General features: G+C 35.6%; 15 protein-coding genes and 1 pseudogene. 8 read left to right on the top strand and 8 right to left on the bottom strand.

Going from position 1 to position 16,227, the window contains the following annotated elements:
• Positions 1-275: 275 nt before the first annotated feature.
• The 5 genes and pseudogenes from EVJ48_09375 to EVJ48_09355 all read left to right on the top strand — a co-directional run bounded on the left by EVJ48_09375 (position 276) and on the right by EVJ48_09355 (position 4,021).
• On the top strand, positions 276-806 hold the full coding sequence (locus EVJ48_09375) for a hypothetical protein (GenBank protein RZV37217.1): 531 nt from the start codon (positions 276-278) through the stop codon (positions 804-806).
• 320 nt (positions 807-1,126) lie between these two features.
• On the top strand, positions 1,127-1,744 hold the full coding sequence (locus EVJ48_09370) for a hypothetical protein (protein RZV37216.1): 618 nt from the start codon (positions 1,127-1,129) through the stop codon (positions 1,742-1,744).
• A 453-nt stretch (positions 1,745-2,197) separates the two neighbouring features.
• Positions 2,198-2,394 (top strand): annotated as a pseudogene (locus tag EVJ48_09365) (DUF2283 domain-containing protein).
• A gap of 21 nt (positions 2,395-2,415) precedes the next feature.
• Positions 2,416-3,039, top strand: a complete 624-nt coding sequence (locus EVJ48_09360; GenBank protein ID RZV37221.1) for an epoxyqueuosine reductase QueH — start codon at positions 2,416-2,418, stop codon at positions 3,037-3,039.
• Between the two features lie 280 nt (positions 3,040-3,319).
• The gene (locus EVJ48_09355; GenBank protein ID RZV37215.1) at positions 3,320-4,021 is read left to right on the top strand and encodes a hypothetical protein; all 702 of its coding nucleotides are present in this window, start codon (positions 3,320-3,322) and stop codon (positions 4,019-4,021) included.
• 56 nt (positions 4,022-4,077) lie between these two features.
• Here EVJ48_09355 and plsY read toward each other — a convergent pair whose 3' ends face one another.
• Both plsY and EVJ48_09345 read right to left on the bottom strand, forming a co-directional pair.
• The gene (gene plsY, locus EVJ48_09350) at positions 4,078-4,722 is read right to left on the bottom strand and encodes a glycerol-3-phosphate 1-O-acyltransferase (GenBank protein RZV37220.1); all 645 of its coding nucleotides are present in this window, start codon (positions 4,720-4,722) and stop codon (positions 4,078-4,080) included.
• 34 nt (positions 4,723-4,756) lie between these two features.
• Entirely contained in the window at positions 4,757-5,818 is a 1,062-nt protein-coding gene (locus EVJ48_09345; protein RZV37214.1) for a hypothetical protein, read from the bottom strand.
• A gap of 195 nt (positions 5,819-6,013) precedes the next feature.
• On the opposite strand from EVJ48_09345, the gene EVJ48_09340 reads away from it, so the two are divergent.
• From EVJ48_09340 to trxA, 3 genes are all read left to right on the top strand, one after another.
• On the top strand, positions 6,014-7,327 hold the full coding sequence (locus tag EVJ48_09340) for a radical SAM protein (protein ID RZV37219.1): 1,314 nt from the start codon (positions 6,014-6,016) through the stop codon (positions 7,325-7,327).
• Between the two features lie 133 nt (positions 7,328-7,460).
• Complete coding sequence (locus EVJ48_09335) at positions 7,461-8,435, top strand: ATP-binding protein (protein ID RZV37213.1); 975 nt, start codon at positions 7,461-7,463, stop codon at positions 8,433-8,435.
• A 33-nt stretch (positions 8,436-8,468) separates the two neighbouring features.
• Complete coding sequence (trxA, locus tag EVJ48_09330; GenBank protein RZV37212.1) at positions 8,469-8,804, top strand: thioredoxin; 336 nt, start codon at positions 8,469-8,471, stop codon at positions 8,802-8,804.
• A 204-nt stretch (positions 8,805-9,008) separates the two neighbouring features.
• Here the strand turns inward: trxA and EVJ48_09325 are convergent, their stop codons facing one another.
• The 6 genes from EVJ48_09325 to galU all read right to left on the bottom strand — a co-directional run.
• Positions 9,009-10,271, bottom strand: a complete 1,263-nt coding sequence (locus EVJ48_09325; protein RZV37211.1) for an HlyC/CorC family transporter — start codon at positions 10,269-10,271, stop codon at positions 9,009-9,011.
• Positions 10,252-11,223 (bottom strand): DUF21 domain-containing protein, encoded by a 972-nt coding sequence (locus tag EVJ48_09320; GenBank protein ID RZV37210.1) that lies wholly within the window; start codon positions 11,221-11,223, stop codon positions 10,252-10,254. Before EVJ48_09320 ends, EVJ48_09325 begins: the two co-directional genes overlap by 20 nt.
• 103 nt (positions 11,224-11,326) lie before the next feature.
• Positions 11,327-12,403 (bottom strand): thiamine-phosphate kinase, encoded by a 1,077-nt coding sequence (thiL, locus tag EVJ48_09315; protein ID RZV37209.1) that lies wholly within the window; start codon positions 12,401-12,403, stop codon positions 11,327-11,329.
• Complete coding sequence (gene lon / locus EVJ48_09310; GenBank protein RZV37218.1) at positions 12,342-14,765, bottom strand: endopeptidase La; 2,424 nt, start codon at positions 14,763-14,765, stop codon at positions 12,342-12,344. Before lon ends, thiL begins: the two co-directional genes overlap by 62 nt.
• A 165-nt stretch (positions 14,766-14,930) precedes the next feature.
• Positions 14,931-15,398: an Hsp20/alpha crystallin family protein gene (locus tag EVJ48_09305; protein ID RZV37208.1), complete on the bottom strand. Its 468-nt coding sequence runs from the start codon at positions 15,396-15,398 to the stop codon at positions 14,931-14,933.
• A 4-nt stretch (positions 15,399-15,402) separates the two neighbouring features.
• A partial coding sequence (galU, locus tag EVJ48_09300) for a UTP--glucose-1-phosphate uridylyltransferase GalU (GenBank protein RZV37207.1) occupies positions 15,403-16,227 on the bottom strand: 825 nt, incomplete at its 5' end.

Here is a 16,227-nt window from a genome sequence, read left to right as displayed (position 1 = left end):
TGGAATAGGCGCGGCTTCAGGCTCAAGCGCATATGCTTTTCAGGGCGGCCATTTTATGAAGCATTCTGCTATGACTAAAAAAACTTCAAAAAAGGCAAAAAAAGGCAGCGGAAGCAAGTCAAAAAAATCTTTAAATAAAATGGGAGCGGGCTGTTTATAATATAAAAGCAGAACAAAAATGATAAAAGGAGAAGCGTGATAAAAATAAACGCTTCTCCTTTTATTCAGAATGTGTAATTTAACATAAATTTTTTTTTATAAAAGGAAAAATATATATGAGATATAAAACAATGGTAGTTTTAATATTTATTGCAATTGTTTTTACTATCGGAATTTACGCTATTCCTCCATCCCACGCTTCTACTTTATCTGCTAAAAAAAGCGCAGCTAAAATTGCAATGATAAGAAAATATTTCTTATCTCATTCTTTTGATTTCGGTCCTATTTTTTATAAATATCATCCAGGTCCTAATTGGTATCTTCAACATGCCAAAAGCTTAAGACTTAACTCAAGTCAGTTAGTAATAATAAAAAAATTAGATGCAGGGATGATAAAAGATACTGTTATGGGGATAAAGAATCTTAAATTAGCTTATTCAAAATATAAAAAAGATTCGATGGAAGTTGTTCCAAAAATAAAAACTATTATCAACGATATAAAAAATATAGGCAAGGCGCAAACTTACCTTGCTTACGAGATGATTCCGTATCACCTTAAAAGTTACGCCATTTTAACACCTTCTCAGAAAAAAATATTTCAGGGGTTGAGAATGGCTAAGCTAAATGCCGGATGTTTGGCAAAATAAAAAAATTTGTGTGTATTTTAAAGCACTATTTTATGGTGAACGACTTTATGCTTGACAAAATTTTATATTGGGTATATTATCCAAATTATGACCGCAAAATTTATTTTATACAATAATAATAAAATATAGACGGGAATGGCAATATTCTTTCAATAATAAAGATACGGCGAGTGCTGGCGACATGATATATTGCACAATAATAATATATAAGCTTAGTTAGTTGCGAGACGTAAAATATTTAGGCATATATAAACGATACATAATACTGTTGCCGTATGTTCGGCAACAGTATGGTATTGTAATTAATAACCTTTAAAAATATGGAGGTTTTTATGTCTGAGGAAAGAAACGAAACAACTGTGGCGTGGCATGTCGGCGATCCAAGCGCTTTGGGTTTAATTTCTTATGGTATTGCGTTGGCTTCAATCAGTATGATGGTAAGCGGAATGATGGGGAAGCCAAGTTTTTTAATTATGTCGATTGTGTTTATCGGAGCATTTGGAATCGGTATTGCAGGAGTGTTAGATTTCTTTAGGGGACAGACATTTGGAGGAGTTGCATTTTTAGGGTGGGGTATATTTTTTGGAGCATTTGCGCAACTTAATATGGGTCCCGTTTTTAAAACGGCTATGTTTCACGCAGGTCCGGCGCTGGCGTTTCTAGGATGGTATTTTATATTTTGGGCAGTTTTCGGGCTTTTAACCTTTTTAGGTTCTATCGTAGCCAAAAAATGGATACTTTTGCAACTAGCTCTCGGACTTACGACGCTTATGTTAATAATTGTTGCAATAGCGCACTGGGCAGGAGTTTCAGGACCGAACCCCGCGTTAATGATGATAGCCGGTATTGTAGGTTTAGCCGCCGCCGCATGTGCGGGCTACACGGCATTTGCTGCATTATTAAACGAAATTGCTGGAAAAACCGTTCTATCGGCATAACTGTTTTCTATACATCTATACGTGTAAAGAAAAAAGTGACAGATTTATTCACTTCGGCGGGCATAAAAGCGAAGCTTTTATGCCCGCCGAAGTATCCTTACTTCCGACTTCGTTTGTCGCTGTCGGAAGTTTTTATTCCCATTCTTGCTTTCACATTTCCTCCGTTTCATAATTCATTATCATGTAAACTGTTTTATGCAAACTTGATTATTTTTTGTAAATAATGTATAAATAAATTAGATTAATCATTAAATTAACAATCGCTTTAAATAATTCCGATTGGAATACCGTATAAGAAGATGGGAACTTGCAATATTTTAAAAATATTGCGGAAAATAACGGAAGAGTATTACATGGAGTAGTTAATCATAATGTATATCCAATAAGGACAGTGGCTGTTTATTTTGACAGGAAATATAAGACGATTAAGCGAGTTAAAAGCGAGGAACAAATATGAAATTAATTGTCGATAAAGAAAGCGATGCTCTTTATTGATTAGGTGAATCGTCTATAATACAATCGGAAGAGGTAGAACCTTTTATTATATTGGATTTTAATTCCGACGGTAAAGTGGTCGGCATAGGATGCTTAGTTTAATCGCAAGGATAAAGCCTGAACAGTTAAAAGTATTACAGTATGAAACTGCATAAGAAAAAAATTAATGCAATATGATGGAAACAGAAAAAAAACTTTTGCTTCATATATGCTGTTCGCCATGTTTAATGTATCCATATTTCACTATTGTCCCAAGTAATTCAGATACTCTAAATAGCCGGAAAAATTCGGATAAACAATTCTTAGACATTAAATTCGAGAAGATTATCGGATATTTTTATAATCCAAACATTCATCCTTATTCGGAATATCTCAGGAGGGAGGAGTCTTTGAAAAAATTCGCCGAGATTGTAGATTTCAAAGTGATTTACGAAAAAGATTACGATATGGAGGAGTTTATAAGGAACGTGGTTTTTAGGGAAGAAAATCGTTGTTATTACTGCGTCGCCGGCAGGCTTGAAAAAACCGCCGCCCTTGCTAAGTCGTCTAAATTCACGCATTTTTCGACTACGCTTTTATACAGCAAGCATCAGTATCATGACTATATCAAAGAAACAGGTTTTAATCTGCAAAAGAAATACGGAGTTAATTTTTATTACGAAGATTTCAGGCAGGGCTATAAAGATGGTATAGAGCTTTCTCGCAGATACGGCTTATACCGTCAAAATTATTGCGGCTGTATTTATAGCGAGAAGGAAAGATTTTTTGCAAAATCTTCAAAATCTTTAAAATTTTTTTAGTTATGGTACGATTAAAATTTCAAATAATCAAGATAAAAATATAATTACCGATGTTATATTTGATAACTCATTTTTATGAGTCCTAAATCTTTAAATTTATATCTTTTGCAGCCATAGGGGTGGGGAAAAATACAAAATGGTTACGGCGGCGGTAATTCTATCGAAACAGAAAAAAATAATAATTAAAACAGTATCGTTGATATTGCAAAAATACTATTTACAATATATAAAAATATGAACATAATAATAAGAATAAAATCAAAATAGGAGGCATGAATCAATGAAAATTAAGAAAAAAATTACTATATCGCTTGTTTTAATTCTCGCAATATTTTTAGTATCTTCGTCGTTAAGCGGCTGCGCTACTTCGCGGGCGACTGCGGCGAGCGGAACTACGGGTGCGATATTCGGGGCTGGAACGGGGTTTGTCGTCGGAGCGCTTACCGGAGGGCCTATAGGCGCAATAATAGGTACCGCCGCAGGATTGTCCATAGGTTACGGCGTAGGCTACGTTACGGGAAAATATGTGGTAACCCGCGAAGGAAGGATAAGAGGATTATCTATGCTTAATGTTCCGTATCAGCTTGCAAGCAACGAATTTATATACGACCCTCAAAGCAGTTTGAAAATAAATTTTAACCACGTAAAAGGCGTTCTTATATCGAATTTAAAAATCTTTACTGTTCCGAAATCCGTAAGAGCGGGCGGCAATATAAGCTTAAATATGGAATACGACGTTCTTGGAACGCATACTAACCTCGACAATTCGGATATTCAGGAAACGAGGATACTCGAAGGTCTAAACGGAAAGATTTTATATACGCATACGTCGGCTACCAATATAGTAAGGGAAGGCTACTATAAAACCGTTTTGTCGGTAAAACTTCCTAAGAAAACGCCGAAAATATATATTTACGAAGCGATTATTAAGGTGAATAACGTTATTACGGCATTGAGTTCAAAATTAATTGCGGTAAAGTAAAGTAAAATATAGCAAATATCTTATTTATTAAGCAGTTTAAGAAACCTGCTTTTATTTTATCGGCGCTTTTTCTTTATAGCATTTTCCGTGCCGTTTATGAGTCTTTTAATGTTAGGGGAATGTTTATATATTACTAATATGGCTATTAACATAGATGCCGCAAATATGTATATGTTCTTTAACGTATAAAACACTATAAACGGCATAAAAAATGCGCTTACTATAGAGGCGAGCGAAACATATTTGGAAGCGGATAAAATTACCGCGAAAACTAAAAAGGCGATAAGAACGGCTTTAGGCGAAACGGCTAAAAATACTCCTAGAGCCGTAGCAACACCCTTTCCCCCTTTAAATTTTATAAATGCCGAATAGCAGTGTCCGATTACAGGAGCTATTATTACCAAGGAATAAAATATTAAACAGCCTGTACACTGAATTGACCGGTGAAAATTAAAATCGGCGTATTTATATTGAGAGTTAATTAAAATCGGCGCAAAAAAAACCGGTAAAAAACCTTTGGCGGCGTCGATAATAAGGGTAATAAGTCCGAACTTTTTGCCTATTACCCTCGATATATTCGTAGCGCCTAGGTTTCCGCTGCCTTCTTTAGTAAGGTCGGAAATTCCTTTTATTCTTGCGATTATAGCCGATGTAGGAAAACTTCCTGCAAGATATGCGGCTAATATATAAAATATATCTATAATTTCTTTCAGGATATCTGTACCCGCAACTATATTATGCAATTTTTTCGCCGCAATACGGACAGTATTTTAGCCCAGGCATAAGAGGTATTTCCATTCCGCATTTTTTGTTCGGACAAATTTTATTTGTATCTAAACCGTTAAGTTTAGACGTTATAGCTTCGCTAAGTTTGTCGATAAATTTTTCAAATTTCTTATCGTCCCCTTTTTTAAAGTTCTTAGTGATTTCTTTGATTAAATCGGTATCGTTTTCAAGTCTTTTCTCTAAAGCTTTTTTGTTTATATGGAAATATACCTTGAATTTATTTATCTCTTTTCTGATTATTATATCTTCGTCTATAAATTTTTTAAAACTCTGGCTGATAATAGACGGCGCAAGTCCGGTTTCTTCCTTGACCTTTTTTGTGGTTATAGGTTTTTTTTCGCCGTTTATATAATATTTTATAATCATGGCGTAAACCATAAATTCCGACGGACCCATCAATTTTATCTGGAAATTTGTAATAAGATATCTGCTAGTCCATAAAGCTAGAGCTATGTAATAAAATTTAAAATAGTTATCCGACTTAATTAGGAAATCGTCAAGGTTTTTAGACTGCGCTTCCGTAATTATTTTATTAGTTTTAAGCAGGTTTATAACGCCTTCGATTAATCTATCTATTATAGGCGTGTCGGAATCGGTAAATCCGCAGAATTTTAATGCCTGAACGTTTATTTCGTTAAATTTTTTAAGCTCGGTAAACGGCAGTACGTAATTGGTTTTTCTTTTATCTTCGTTAAGCGTCGCTTTTTTTATAAGTTTTTCGTCCTGAAGTTTTTTAAGAACCGTCGCAAGATGAGGAGTCGAAACGTACAGTCTGTTAAGCTCCTTATAAGAAACGATGATGCCGTTTTTTTCATATTCTTTTTTTTCTTTCGGAGCAGAGTGGGTAAATTTATAGGCAAAATAACCGAATACTGTAAATTCGATATCGGATAAGTATGCAACGTCTTTATAGCTTGCAGGTATATTTGTTATCGTATCTTTTATTAATTTTTCCCTGTTTAGAAAAAAAATTGAAAAAAGAATGTAAAGTTTAGCTTCTAAATTTTTCATTTTATTTAAATCTCCTTTATAGTTAATTATTGCATTAATTTTATAAAACTTAAAAATACGTAAATTATTAAAGCGTAATTTAGTACTACATATATTTTTGTATATTATAATATTTTCTTTTATCGATGTAAAGAAAAATTTGTATTTTTTCAACGGATATAATAAAATAAACAAATGAGCAAAAATAACGAATATATCGACGAACTTGATTTTTTTATCGGAAAATACGGACGCGATATAAATCCCGAAGCTATAATAAAAGAGGATATATTAAGACAGGGGATTTCTTTCGGCGAAGTAGATTCGGAAGAAAACTTTTCCGGCAAATCATATTTTATTTTTTCGTTTAACGTCGATAACGACGGAGACGTAATTAATAAAAAGTATCCGGAAGAAATAGCCCTGATTAACGGACCGTATAATCTCAGGCGTACTATTATATCCGTAAGAATCAACAAAACATCCCCATATTCGGTGATTTACGATAAAGAGTCTAAAGGTTATAAACTTTATAAAAATAAAGGGAAAGACTTTTATTATATAGGGGACGTGCTTTTTTCTCCCGAAAAATCTTATATGCTTAAAAAAACTGAATCGGAGAAATCCGTCCGCGACGTAGCGCCAACCATAGAATGGGGGTATTTGATATATCTTGCAGTGTTCAGGATGTGCCAGTATTTTGAAGACGGCAGCGAATGCGCATTCTGCGATATGAATTCTAATTATTTAAATCAAAAAAAATCTAATAAAAATTATTCAGCCGTAAAATCGGTAGAAGATATTTTAAGCGCCCTGTCTATTATATCGGATGCGGACGACTCGAATGCCGGCGCATATACCTTGACGGGCGGAAGCATCATAGACGAAATTAAATTTAAAGGCGATACCGAAATAGATTTTTACGTTAGATTTCTTGAGGCTATAGAAGATAAGTTTAAAGGCAGATGGATCAGCAAAGTCGTCGTGCAGGCGCATACAAGAAACAATTTAATGCGGCTTAAAACCGCCGGCGCATACATATATCATACAAATTTTGAAGTGTGGGATAAAAACCTTTTTGATAAAATATGTCCGGGAAAATCTAAGTTCATTGGGAGAGACGAGTGGATAAACAGGATAGTAGATGCCGTATCTGTATTCGGCGAATATAAAGTTATACCTAATTTCGTCGCGGGAGTCGAACTTTCTAAGCCTTACGGTTTTACGGATATCGACGAAGCCGTCGATTCAACCGCCGAAGGGCTTGATTTTTTTATGTCGAAAGGGGTAATACCAAGATATACTACATGGTGTCCGGAAAAAACGAGCAGGCTTGGGAAAATGGGGAATGCCTCAGCTCCCTTGGAATATTATGTAAAATTGCTGCTTAAATGGCACGAACTGCATTATAAGTACGGTTTGCCAGTTCCGGAAGGTTACGGCGAAGCCGGAGCCGGAAAAGCCGAATTTTCAGTCAGTGCATTTATGGACGCTTTTAAGTCTGAAGATTATAAAATTGAAAATTCGTAAAAATTATGATACTATAAATAATATTATATAAATATTTATATAATATCTAAAGCTAAAGCGCATTAAGAAATTTAAAAGCAAAAATATTAAAAAAGTATAATAAATTTAATTAATTTAACAAGAGAGGTTATTTATGTACAACGAATACAGAGACGATGAAATGGACGGAAATAAAGACTACTATGAAGAAGGTGCGGATTCCTGCGGATGCGGTAGCGGCGACGACGAAGGAGGTTCCTGTGGTTGCGGCGGAGGAGAGGAAGAAGAAGGGTCTTCATGCGGATGCGGCGGCGCACACGGTCATGAAAGCAAAAATCCATTTGACGAACAGTCCCCTATAAGCGGAGTTAAAAATATCATAGCGGTCGCGAGCGGAAAAGGCGGCGTAGGCAAATCTACTTTTAGCGTAAACTTGGCGATAACGCTGGCAAAGCAGGGTAAAAAGGTGGGGCTCTTAGATGCAGACCTATACGGTCCAAGCATTCCTATGATGATGGGAATAAATAAAAGACCCGACCTCACTTCCAGCAATAAAATAGTGCCCCTTGAAAAATTTGGAATTAAGCTTATGTCTTTAGGGTTTTTAATTCCTGAAGACGCTCCTGCTATCTGGAGAGGTCCGGTAGTAATGCAGGTTATAACACAGTTTTTAAAAGACGTCGAATGGGGAGAAATCGATTTTTTGGTAGTGGACCTTCCTCCAGGCACCGGCGATATTCAGCTTACTTTAGTTCAAACGGTTCCTATAAATTTTGCGATAGTCGTTTCGACTCCTCAGGATATTTCCCTTATCGACGCAAAGAAAGCTCTTGCTATGTTCGATAAAGTAAACGTTCCCGTTTTTGGACTCGTCGAAAATATGAGCTATTTTATATGTCCGCACTGCAATAAACGTTCGGATATATTTAAACACGGCGGAGCAAAAGCGGCTGCAGAAAAACTCGGCGTAAATTTCCTTGGAGAAATACCGATAGTAGAAGAAATCTGCGAACTTTCCGACAAAGGAGAACCAATAATGACGAAAGATATTCATCCGGAAGTGCAGAGCGTGTTTAATAAGATATCCGATTCATTGGTTTTAAGAGCTGAACAGAGAGTAGTTGCATAAAAAAATATAAATCTATTAAGGAGGATTTACTAAATGTCTTCAGAAAATGTCTTAGCTTTTACCGATTCAAATTTTGAATCGGAAGTTTTAAAATCCGACAAACCGGTTTTAGTCGATTTTTGGGCGGTATGGTGCGCTCCCTGCAGAGCCGTTGCGCCTGTAATAGACGAAATAGCTTCCGATTACAGCGGAAAAATTAAAGTAGGCAAAGTAAACGTCGACGAAAATCAGATTATTCCCGGCAAATACGGTATAAGGGGCATACCGACAGTCATTCTGTTTAATAAAGGACAGGTAGCCGACCAGATAGTCGGAGCCGCTCCGAAAGGTTCTTTTAAGCAGCTGATAGATAAAGTTATAGGAAACTAAAACAAAAAAAGGAAACAAAAACAAAAAAGGTGTCAGATTTATTTATTTTCGAATTGCTTTTATAGAGTAATAAAATACATCGTTCGAAAATAAATAAAAATCTGACACCTTTTTTCAAACGCGGAATTGGCAAGGGTTTCAGAAATTAAATAACATAGATGACTTTTTCGACACCTTTTTTTCAACTTCTTCTTCTGCGCCGTATCAGAAACTTATTATTACCTCTTTAATAGACTTGCTTGTAGCTTTGGAAACCGTGAAATTTATGTTGTCTATCGTAAATTTTTCGCCGGAAACGGGTATGCGCCCAAGCCGGTCCATTATTAAACCAGACACCGTTTCATATTCCGCTTCTTCGTTGTTTAAGACGCTTAAGTTAAAAATCTCCGACAACTCGTCTAAGGTCAACCTCGCATTTATCAGGTAAGTATTTTTACCTATTTTTTTGTACATCGCTACTTCTTCGTCGGTTTCGTCCCTTATTTCGCCGACTATTTCTTCAAGAATATCTTCAAAAGTGATTATTCCGGAGGCGCCTCCGTACTCGTCCACTACTACGACCATCTGCTGACGGCTTTTTTGCATTTTCAGCATTATATTTGTTATTTTTAGTGTTTCGGGAATAAATAAAACAGGTTTTGCTATCTCCCCTACGACTTTTTCGGAGTTTTTCGGATTAAATACGTCAAAAGCAAAAGCTAAACTCGAAATATTATCGATTCGTTCCGAATAAACGGGAATTCTGGAATAGTTCGTGTCCGCAAAAATCTGCCTTGCTTTGTCTATACCGTCGTTTTCGTTAAGAGCTATAACGTTTATTAAAGGAATCATAACGTCTTTTGCCGTTTTACCGCCGAACTCGAATATTCTTTTTATTATTTTTTTGTCGTATTCTTTAAATTCTTCGATATTGCCGCTTATGGTTAGTACTTTTATAAGTTCGTCTTTAGTCAGAAAAACATTTTTGGACTTGCTTTTAAATATTATATTTAAAACTTTTGAAAAACCGATGAAAATTATATTAATCGGAAAAAAAATTAAAGAAAAAAAAGCTATAAACGGAATGCTTTTAAGCATAAGACTGTTTGCATGCCGCCTGTAAATCATTTTTGGAATAATTTCTCCGAAAATAACCATAACAGGCGTAAGAATAACTGCGACTATAATAGGAGTGTAAGACTTTGCATATGCGTAAATTATAGATGTAGCAAGAATAGTAGCCGTCGTGTATGCAAAATTATTTCCGATTAAAGATGTAGAAAAAGTGCTTTCAGGTTTTCTTGTCATTGCAAGCAAAAATTTTGCAAGCCTGTTTCCGCCGGCTTCTTTATGCTTAATCTTTATTTTATCGTAACTTATGATGCCTATTTCCGAACCTGCGAAAAAACCTTCTAAAATTATTGCGCCTATAATAACTGGAATATAAATATAAGCGCCGGCTAAAATATTACTGAACGTCATATTCATCCTCTATTTCGCCGAAAATTTCTTCCAGCAGATCTTCCATCGTAATTATGCCTTTCATTTTTCCGTATTCATCCACTATTACGGCCATATGGATTTTTTTCTTTTGCAGTTCCCTGAAAAGTTCCAGCGCATTTTTAGAGCCTGGAATAAAATAAGGCTTAATCATAAAGGAATTAAGCGTTCTTTTTGCTTCGCTTTTATTATATACTTTAGACAGTATGTTTTTTGATAAAATTATCCCTATTATGTTGTCTTTTTCCCTAAAATATATCGGAATTCTCGAAAAATGATAAGATTCTATCAATTCTACCGCGGCTGATACCGGAGTACCGACGTCTAATTCAAACACGGCATCTTTTTTAGTCATAATATTAGAGGCTTTCAAGTAAGAAAGTTTAAGGAAATTTTTTATGAATTCATATTCTTTTTCTTTAATCTCGCCCTCGTTTTTGCCTATTTCTATGATGGTTCTGAGTTCTTCGTTAGATATGGACTCTTCTTTTTTAAGCTGGAGCCTTTTTCCTTTAAGTCCCGTTTTTTGTATAAACGACCCTGCAAAATATACTACTCCGTAAAATATTTCAGAAACAAACAGAGAAAGTTCTATCGGTTTTTTTAACGCTACTATTTTTGGAATTATTTCGGCGATAATAATCAGTATGAGCGATATAAAAATAATCGAATAAATTACGGGAATATTTTTAAAATAAATATTTAAAATTATAGACCCTATGCTTGCGGTTATAACGTTTGCCGTCATATTTCCGATAAGAATTATTACCAAAAAGATAGACGAGTTTCTTATTAAAAATATAACTTTGTTTTTTTTTCTTAAATTTAATTCGTCTATATCTGTTTGATTAAGAGAAAATATCGACGACTCCGAAATTGAAAAAACCGAAGATACGACCAGAAATAAAATGAATAAAAATAAAAAAAGTAATAAATCCATATTTTATGCGGTTATATTTATATATTAGTCTTGTTGTAAGTTTTGATGGATCTTATAATTATGTTAAATTTAATTTTGCCGATATTATTTAATTACTGCTTAATTATTCTAGATGTCTAAAAGTATGATTTTCAGGCATAAAAACTTTACCGCCTTTTATAAGGGTAAGTTTTGCGGAGTTTTCGTCTATAAAGCCGATTTTTTTTATATTGATTCCGCATGAGTCTTTAATTTCCATAAGCTCGCTGTGGGTATATTCCCTGTCGAAAGTCCATAAAAGTTCATAATCTTCGCCGAAAGAAATTATATCGTCGAAATAGTTTTCTATATTCAAAATATCGGCAATTTTTTTTAGCCCGTCGTTTACCGGTATATCTTCGACGTTTATACGGCATCCGCATCCTTCCCCCGCGACGTTAAAAATATCTTTGTAGATACCGTCGCTTATATCCGTTAAAGAGCCGGCAAGATTTTTTGTAAATAATTTTCTGCCTAAGTTTATTCTTGGTTTAGGCAGTTTATATTTTTTTATAAAATCCGTTATTAATTTTTTATCTGATGATTTAAGCCTTGTTTTGTTTTTAAATATATAATCTTTATTGGAATTAAGATAAAAAGCCATCCATGAGTTTCCGATTTCTCCGGATACATAGACCGCATCCCCCTTTTTTGAGCCGAATCTTTTAATGCCTGCGCTTTCGCAGTCTCCTATAATAGTTATAGACACCGAAAGTTCGGATGCAGAAGAAATATTTCCGCCTATAAGGGATACCTCATATTTTTTTGCTTCTTCTATAACGCCTTTAATAAGGGATTTAATATCGGACGTGCATAAGTATGGAGGAATAAAAAGGGACATAAGAAACAATCGGGGAATTCCGCCCATAGCCGCTATATCGCTAAGATTTACGAGAAAAGATTTTTTGCCTATTTCTCGAAAATCATACAAATCAAAACTAAAATGAACGTTTTCCGTAATATTGTCGGAGCTTAGAAGAATTTTATTTTTATCTTCTATAACGGCGCAGTCATCCCCGATAGATTCTACTATTAAATTTTTATTAAAGTCTTGAGTTTCTAAGCCGGCTTTTTCTATGTATTTTATTAATTCCGACTCGTTAAACTTTTCTTTTTCTATCACCCTTTTTCTTGTAAGTATTTGTTGAAGTTTCCTTAGAATCTACGCCGATTATAGCGTATTTCACTACTTCGTCCATATGTTTAACGGGAATAAATTTAAGATTTTTCTTAACTAACGGGGAAATATCTTCCAAATCTTTTTTATTTCTTTCGGGTATAAGAATTGTTTTTATTCCAGCCCTCAAAGCCGCCAACGACTTTTCTTTTAATCCGCCTATAGGCAGAACGTTGCCTCTAAGCGTAATTTCGCCGGTCATAGCGATATCTTTTCTAACGGGTTTTTTAAGTACCGCAGAAATTAAAGAGGTCGCCATAGTAATTCCGGCAGATGGACCGTCTTTAGGGATAGCCCCTTCAGGTATGTGGATATGTATATCGTGTTTTTCGAAAGTATCGGTTTTAATGCCTAACTCGTCGGCTTTAGACCTTGCGTAGCTGACAGCTGCATGCGCCGATTCTTTCATGACGTCGCCGAGCTGTCCCGTAAGCGAAACCCCACCTTTTCCTTTAACCAATATCGTTTCAATGTAAAGCACTTCGCCGCCGTAAGGAGTCCAAGCGAGTCCCGTAGCTACTCCTATTTCGTCTTTTTGCCTTTCTTCGTCCGGTAAAATTTTAATTACGCCAAGATATTTGTGTATGTTTTTATCCGTTATAATATATTTTTTTATTTTATTCTCGGCGATGTTTCTCGCGACTTTACGGCATACAGTTCCTATCTCTCTTTCTAAATTTCTTAAACCTGCCTCTCGCGTGTACCCTGCAATAATAGTTCTTAAGGCGCTCTGTTTAATTTCGATATATTCATTTTTTAAACCGTTTTCCTTAATCTGCCTCGGTATAAGGTATTTTTCCGCTATCTTTTCCTTTTCTTCCTGGGTATAACCCGAAAGATTTATAATTTCCATCCTGTCCCTTAAAGGAGAAGGTATAGTGTCGGCAACGTTGGCGGTTGCTACAAACATGACATTAGATAAGTCGAAGGGTACGTTTAAATAGTGATCTGAGAAACTGGAATTCTGTTCCGGATCCAATACTTCTAAAAGAGCAGAAGAAGGGTCGCCTCTAAAATCAGTGCCGACTTTGTCTATTTCGTCTATCATAAATACGGGATTATTAGTTCCCGCCTGTTTGATTCCCTGAATTATTCTTCCTGGAAGCGCTCCAACGTAAGTTCTTCTGTGTCCTCTTATTTCGGCTTCGTCATGTACGCCGCCCAAAGATATTCTTACGAATTTCCTGTTCATAGCTTTTGCTATAGATTTTCCGAGGGAAGTTTTTCCTACGCCGGGAGGTCCTATAAAACAAAGTATCGGACCTTTCATTTTTTTGTTCAGCTTCCTTACGCTTAAATATTCAAGGATTCTGTCTTTTATTTTTTCAAGGTCGTAATGGTCTTCGTCTAAAATTTCCCTTGCGGTTTTAATATCGAGATTATCTTTTGTTTTTTTAGACCAAGGAATATCGCAAAGCCATTCTAAATATGTTTTAATAGTCGAAGCTTCCGCGGCATCCTGATGCATAGATTCTAACCGAGCAAGTTGTTTTTCCGCTTCTTTTAAAACTTCGGCAGGCATTTTGGCCGCTTTAATTTTGTCCTGCAGTTCGTTGATTTCCTGAGATTTTTCGTCAGTTTCGCCGAGTTCCTGTTTGATCTGCCTCAGCTGTTCTCTTAAGAAATAGTCTCTCTGCGTTTTGGTCATTTCTTCTTTCGCCTGAGACTGTATTTTGGCCTGCATTGAAAGAATTTCTATTTCTCTTGCAAGAATATCGTTTACTTTTTTAAGCCTTTCAATTTGGTTGGTATCTTCAAGTATTTTCTGAGATTCTTCGATTTTTAAGCCCATGTTGGAGGCTACTATATCGGCTAATCTTCCGGGGTTGGTAATATTTTCGAGTATAATTAAAATATCCTGGGAAGGGAGCCTTCCGAGCGAAACATATTTTTCAAGCTGCTCTTTAACGTTTCTCATTAAGGCATCGACGGCGGGCGTAATTTCCGTTACGGTCTCTTCTTTTATTTTAGAAGCTTTTACTAAATAAAAAGGTTTAATCTGGACAAACGTTTCAATTTTTGCTTTAAGCAGTCCCTGGACTAAAATTTTAACCCTTCCGTCCGGAAGCTTAAGCATTTTCATAATCATTGCGACTACGCCTATGTCGTATATATCGTTCTGAGAAGGTTCTTCGACGATTATGTCTTTTTGCGCTGACAGCAATATAAGCCTGTCTTTTGAAAGCGCTTCGTCCACAGCTTTTATTGATGCTTCTCTTCCGACGAAAAGAGGAATAATCATAAACGGAAAAAGGACTATATCTCTTACGGGTAAAAGTGGAAGTACTTCAGGCAGTTGAATTTCGTCCGGAAGTTCGTGCTGTTCTATGCTTTCCCCTCTTCCCATAGACGTTTCGCCGAGATTATTTCCCAAATTTTCGGAAAAACTTTCGGAATCGTAAAAGTTTATATAATTATTGTTCATATGTATCTCCTGTGGTGTTGCCATTAGTTTTAACGGCAATATATATATTTATTGTATCATATTTTTGCCGTAATTACTCTAAATTTTTTAAGAGACTGGTATTAAAGTATCAAAATTAAGGAAAAGACCTCCCATATCGAAACTTATTTTTAAAACGCCGTTTGATAAAGAAGCGTTGGTATTTTCTTTTAAGGGAGAGATTGGCAGTAAAACAAATTTCTCGAATCTGCCGAATCTTCTTTCTAAACAGTGAAAATTAACCGCAGGTTCGGTTTTGTCCGCCTTTTCGGCTTTCCATCTGATTACTAGAACGTTATGGTGGATACCTATAATAATATTATCTTTTTTTATTCCTGGAAGTTCGATTTCGACGGTCAGGATATTTTCGTCGTTATAGATATCTATGGGGGCGAATGTTGCGGGATTTGTTTTAAAAGAATAAGACAAATCTTCCGTGTTAAACAAACCGAAATTACTATGAAAAAGCTTTTCTATTTCATTTCTAAATTTTATTATTTTTTTGCTTAAATCATCATCTTCATAAAAAAATTTCATAATTTTAATTCCTGCACCATTCCGATTTTTTAATAAAATCCATTAAACCTTTTTTAATTTCGTCGTTTTTTAAACCATAAATTATCTGTGCCTTAAGAAGGTCAAGTTTGTTGCCGCCGTCGTATCTGTCGCCGTTGAATTCCAAAGCATAAACCGGCTGAATCTGAAGCAGAGACTTTATGGCGTCGGTCAGCTGAATTTCGCCGCCTTTTCCTGGAGCGGTATTTTTAAGAAAGTCGAATATATCCGGCATTAATATATATCTTCCTATTATTGCAAGATTGGAAGGAGCGTCTTTAATATCTGGTTTTTCTACTAAATCTTCCACGCTGTACAAGCCTTTTTCAATTTCTTTACCGCTGATTATTCCGTATTTCGACACGTCTTCGTCTTTAACGCGCTGAACTGCCAAAACGGAATATCTGTATTTTTTATATATAGCGACCATCTGTTTCATGACGGGAACTTCGGAATCTATGATGTCGTCGCTCAACACTACGGCGAAAGGTTCTTCGCCGACCATATTTTGCGAACATAAAATCGCATGCCCCAGACCCAAAGCTTCCTTTTGCCTCGTATAAGTAAGGCTGATGCGGTTTGATATTTCATCTACCGACTTTAATAAATGATGTTTGCCCTTTTCTTTAAGTAAAATTTCATGTTCTATAGACCTGTCGAAATAGTCTTCTATAGCCGTTTTTCCCCTACCCGTAATGATGATAATATCCGTTATATCCGCTCCCATGCATTCTTCTACGCCGTACTGTATTAAAGGCTTATCTACCAGAACGAGCATTTCTTTCGGAATCGATTTCGTAATAGGCAGAAG

The organism is Candidatus Acidulodesulfobacterium acidiphilum (assembly GCA_008534395.1).
In the GTDB taxonomy this organism is placed as follows: Bacteria; SZUA-79; SZUA-79; order Acidulodesulfobacterales; family Acidulodesulfobacteraceae; genus Acidulodesulfobacterium_A; species Acidulodesulfobacterium_A acidiphilum.
This window is presented reverse-complemented; position numbering and strand designations above follow the sequence as displayed.

Bases quoted from the DNA above. Each gene is read 5' to 3' on its own strand.
- EVJ48_09375 (RZV37217.1), top strand. From the start codon at position 276: ATGAGATATAAAACAATGGTAGTTTTAATATTTATTGCAATTGTTTTT.
- EVJ48_09370 (RZV37216.1), top strand. From the start codon at position 1,127: ATGGAGGTTTTTATGTCTGAGGAAAGAAACGAAACAACTGTGGCGTGG.
- EVJ48_09360 (RZV37221.1), top strand. From the start codon at position 2,416: ATGGAAACAGAAAAAAAACTTTTGCTTCATATATGCTGTTCGCCATGT.
- EVJ48_09355 (RZV37215.1), top strand. From the start codon at position 3,320: ATGAAAATTAAGAAAAAAATTACTATATCGCTTGTTTTAATTCTCGCA.
- EVJ48_09345 (RZV37214.1), bottom strand. From the start codon at position 5,818: ATGAAAAATTTAGAAGCTAAACTTTACATTCTTTTTTCAATTTTTTTT.
- EVJ48_09335 (RZV37213.1), top strand. From the start codon at position 7,461: ATGTACAACGAATACAGAGACGATGAAATGGACGGAAATAAAGACTAC.
- trxA (RZV37212.1), top strand. From the start codon at position 8,469: ATGTCTTCAGAAAATGTCTTAGCTTTTACCGATTCAAATTTTGAATCG.
- EVJ48_09325 (RZV37211.1), bottom strand. From the start codon at position 10,271: ATGAATATGACGTTCAGTAATATTTTAGCCGGCGCTTATATTTATATT.
- EVJ48_09320 (RZV37210.1), bottom strand. From the start codon at position 11,223: ATGGATTTATTACTTTTTTTATTTTTATTCATTTTATTTCTGGTCGTA.
- lon (RZV37218.1), bottom strand. From the start codon at position 14,765: ATGGGAAGAGGGGAAAGCATAGAACAGCACGAACTTCCGGACGAAATT.
- EVJ48_09305 (RZV37208.1), bottom strand. From the start codon at position 15,398: ATGAAATTTTTTTATGAAGATGATGATTTAAGCAAAAAAATAATAAAA.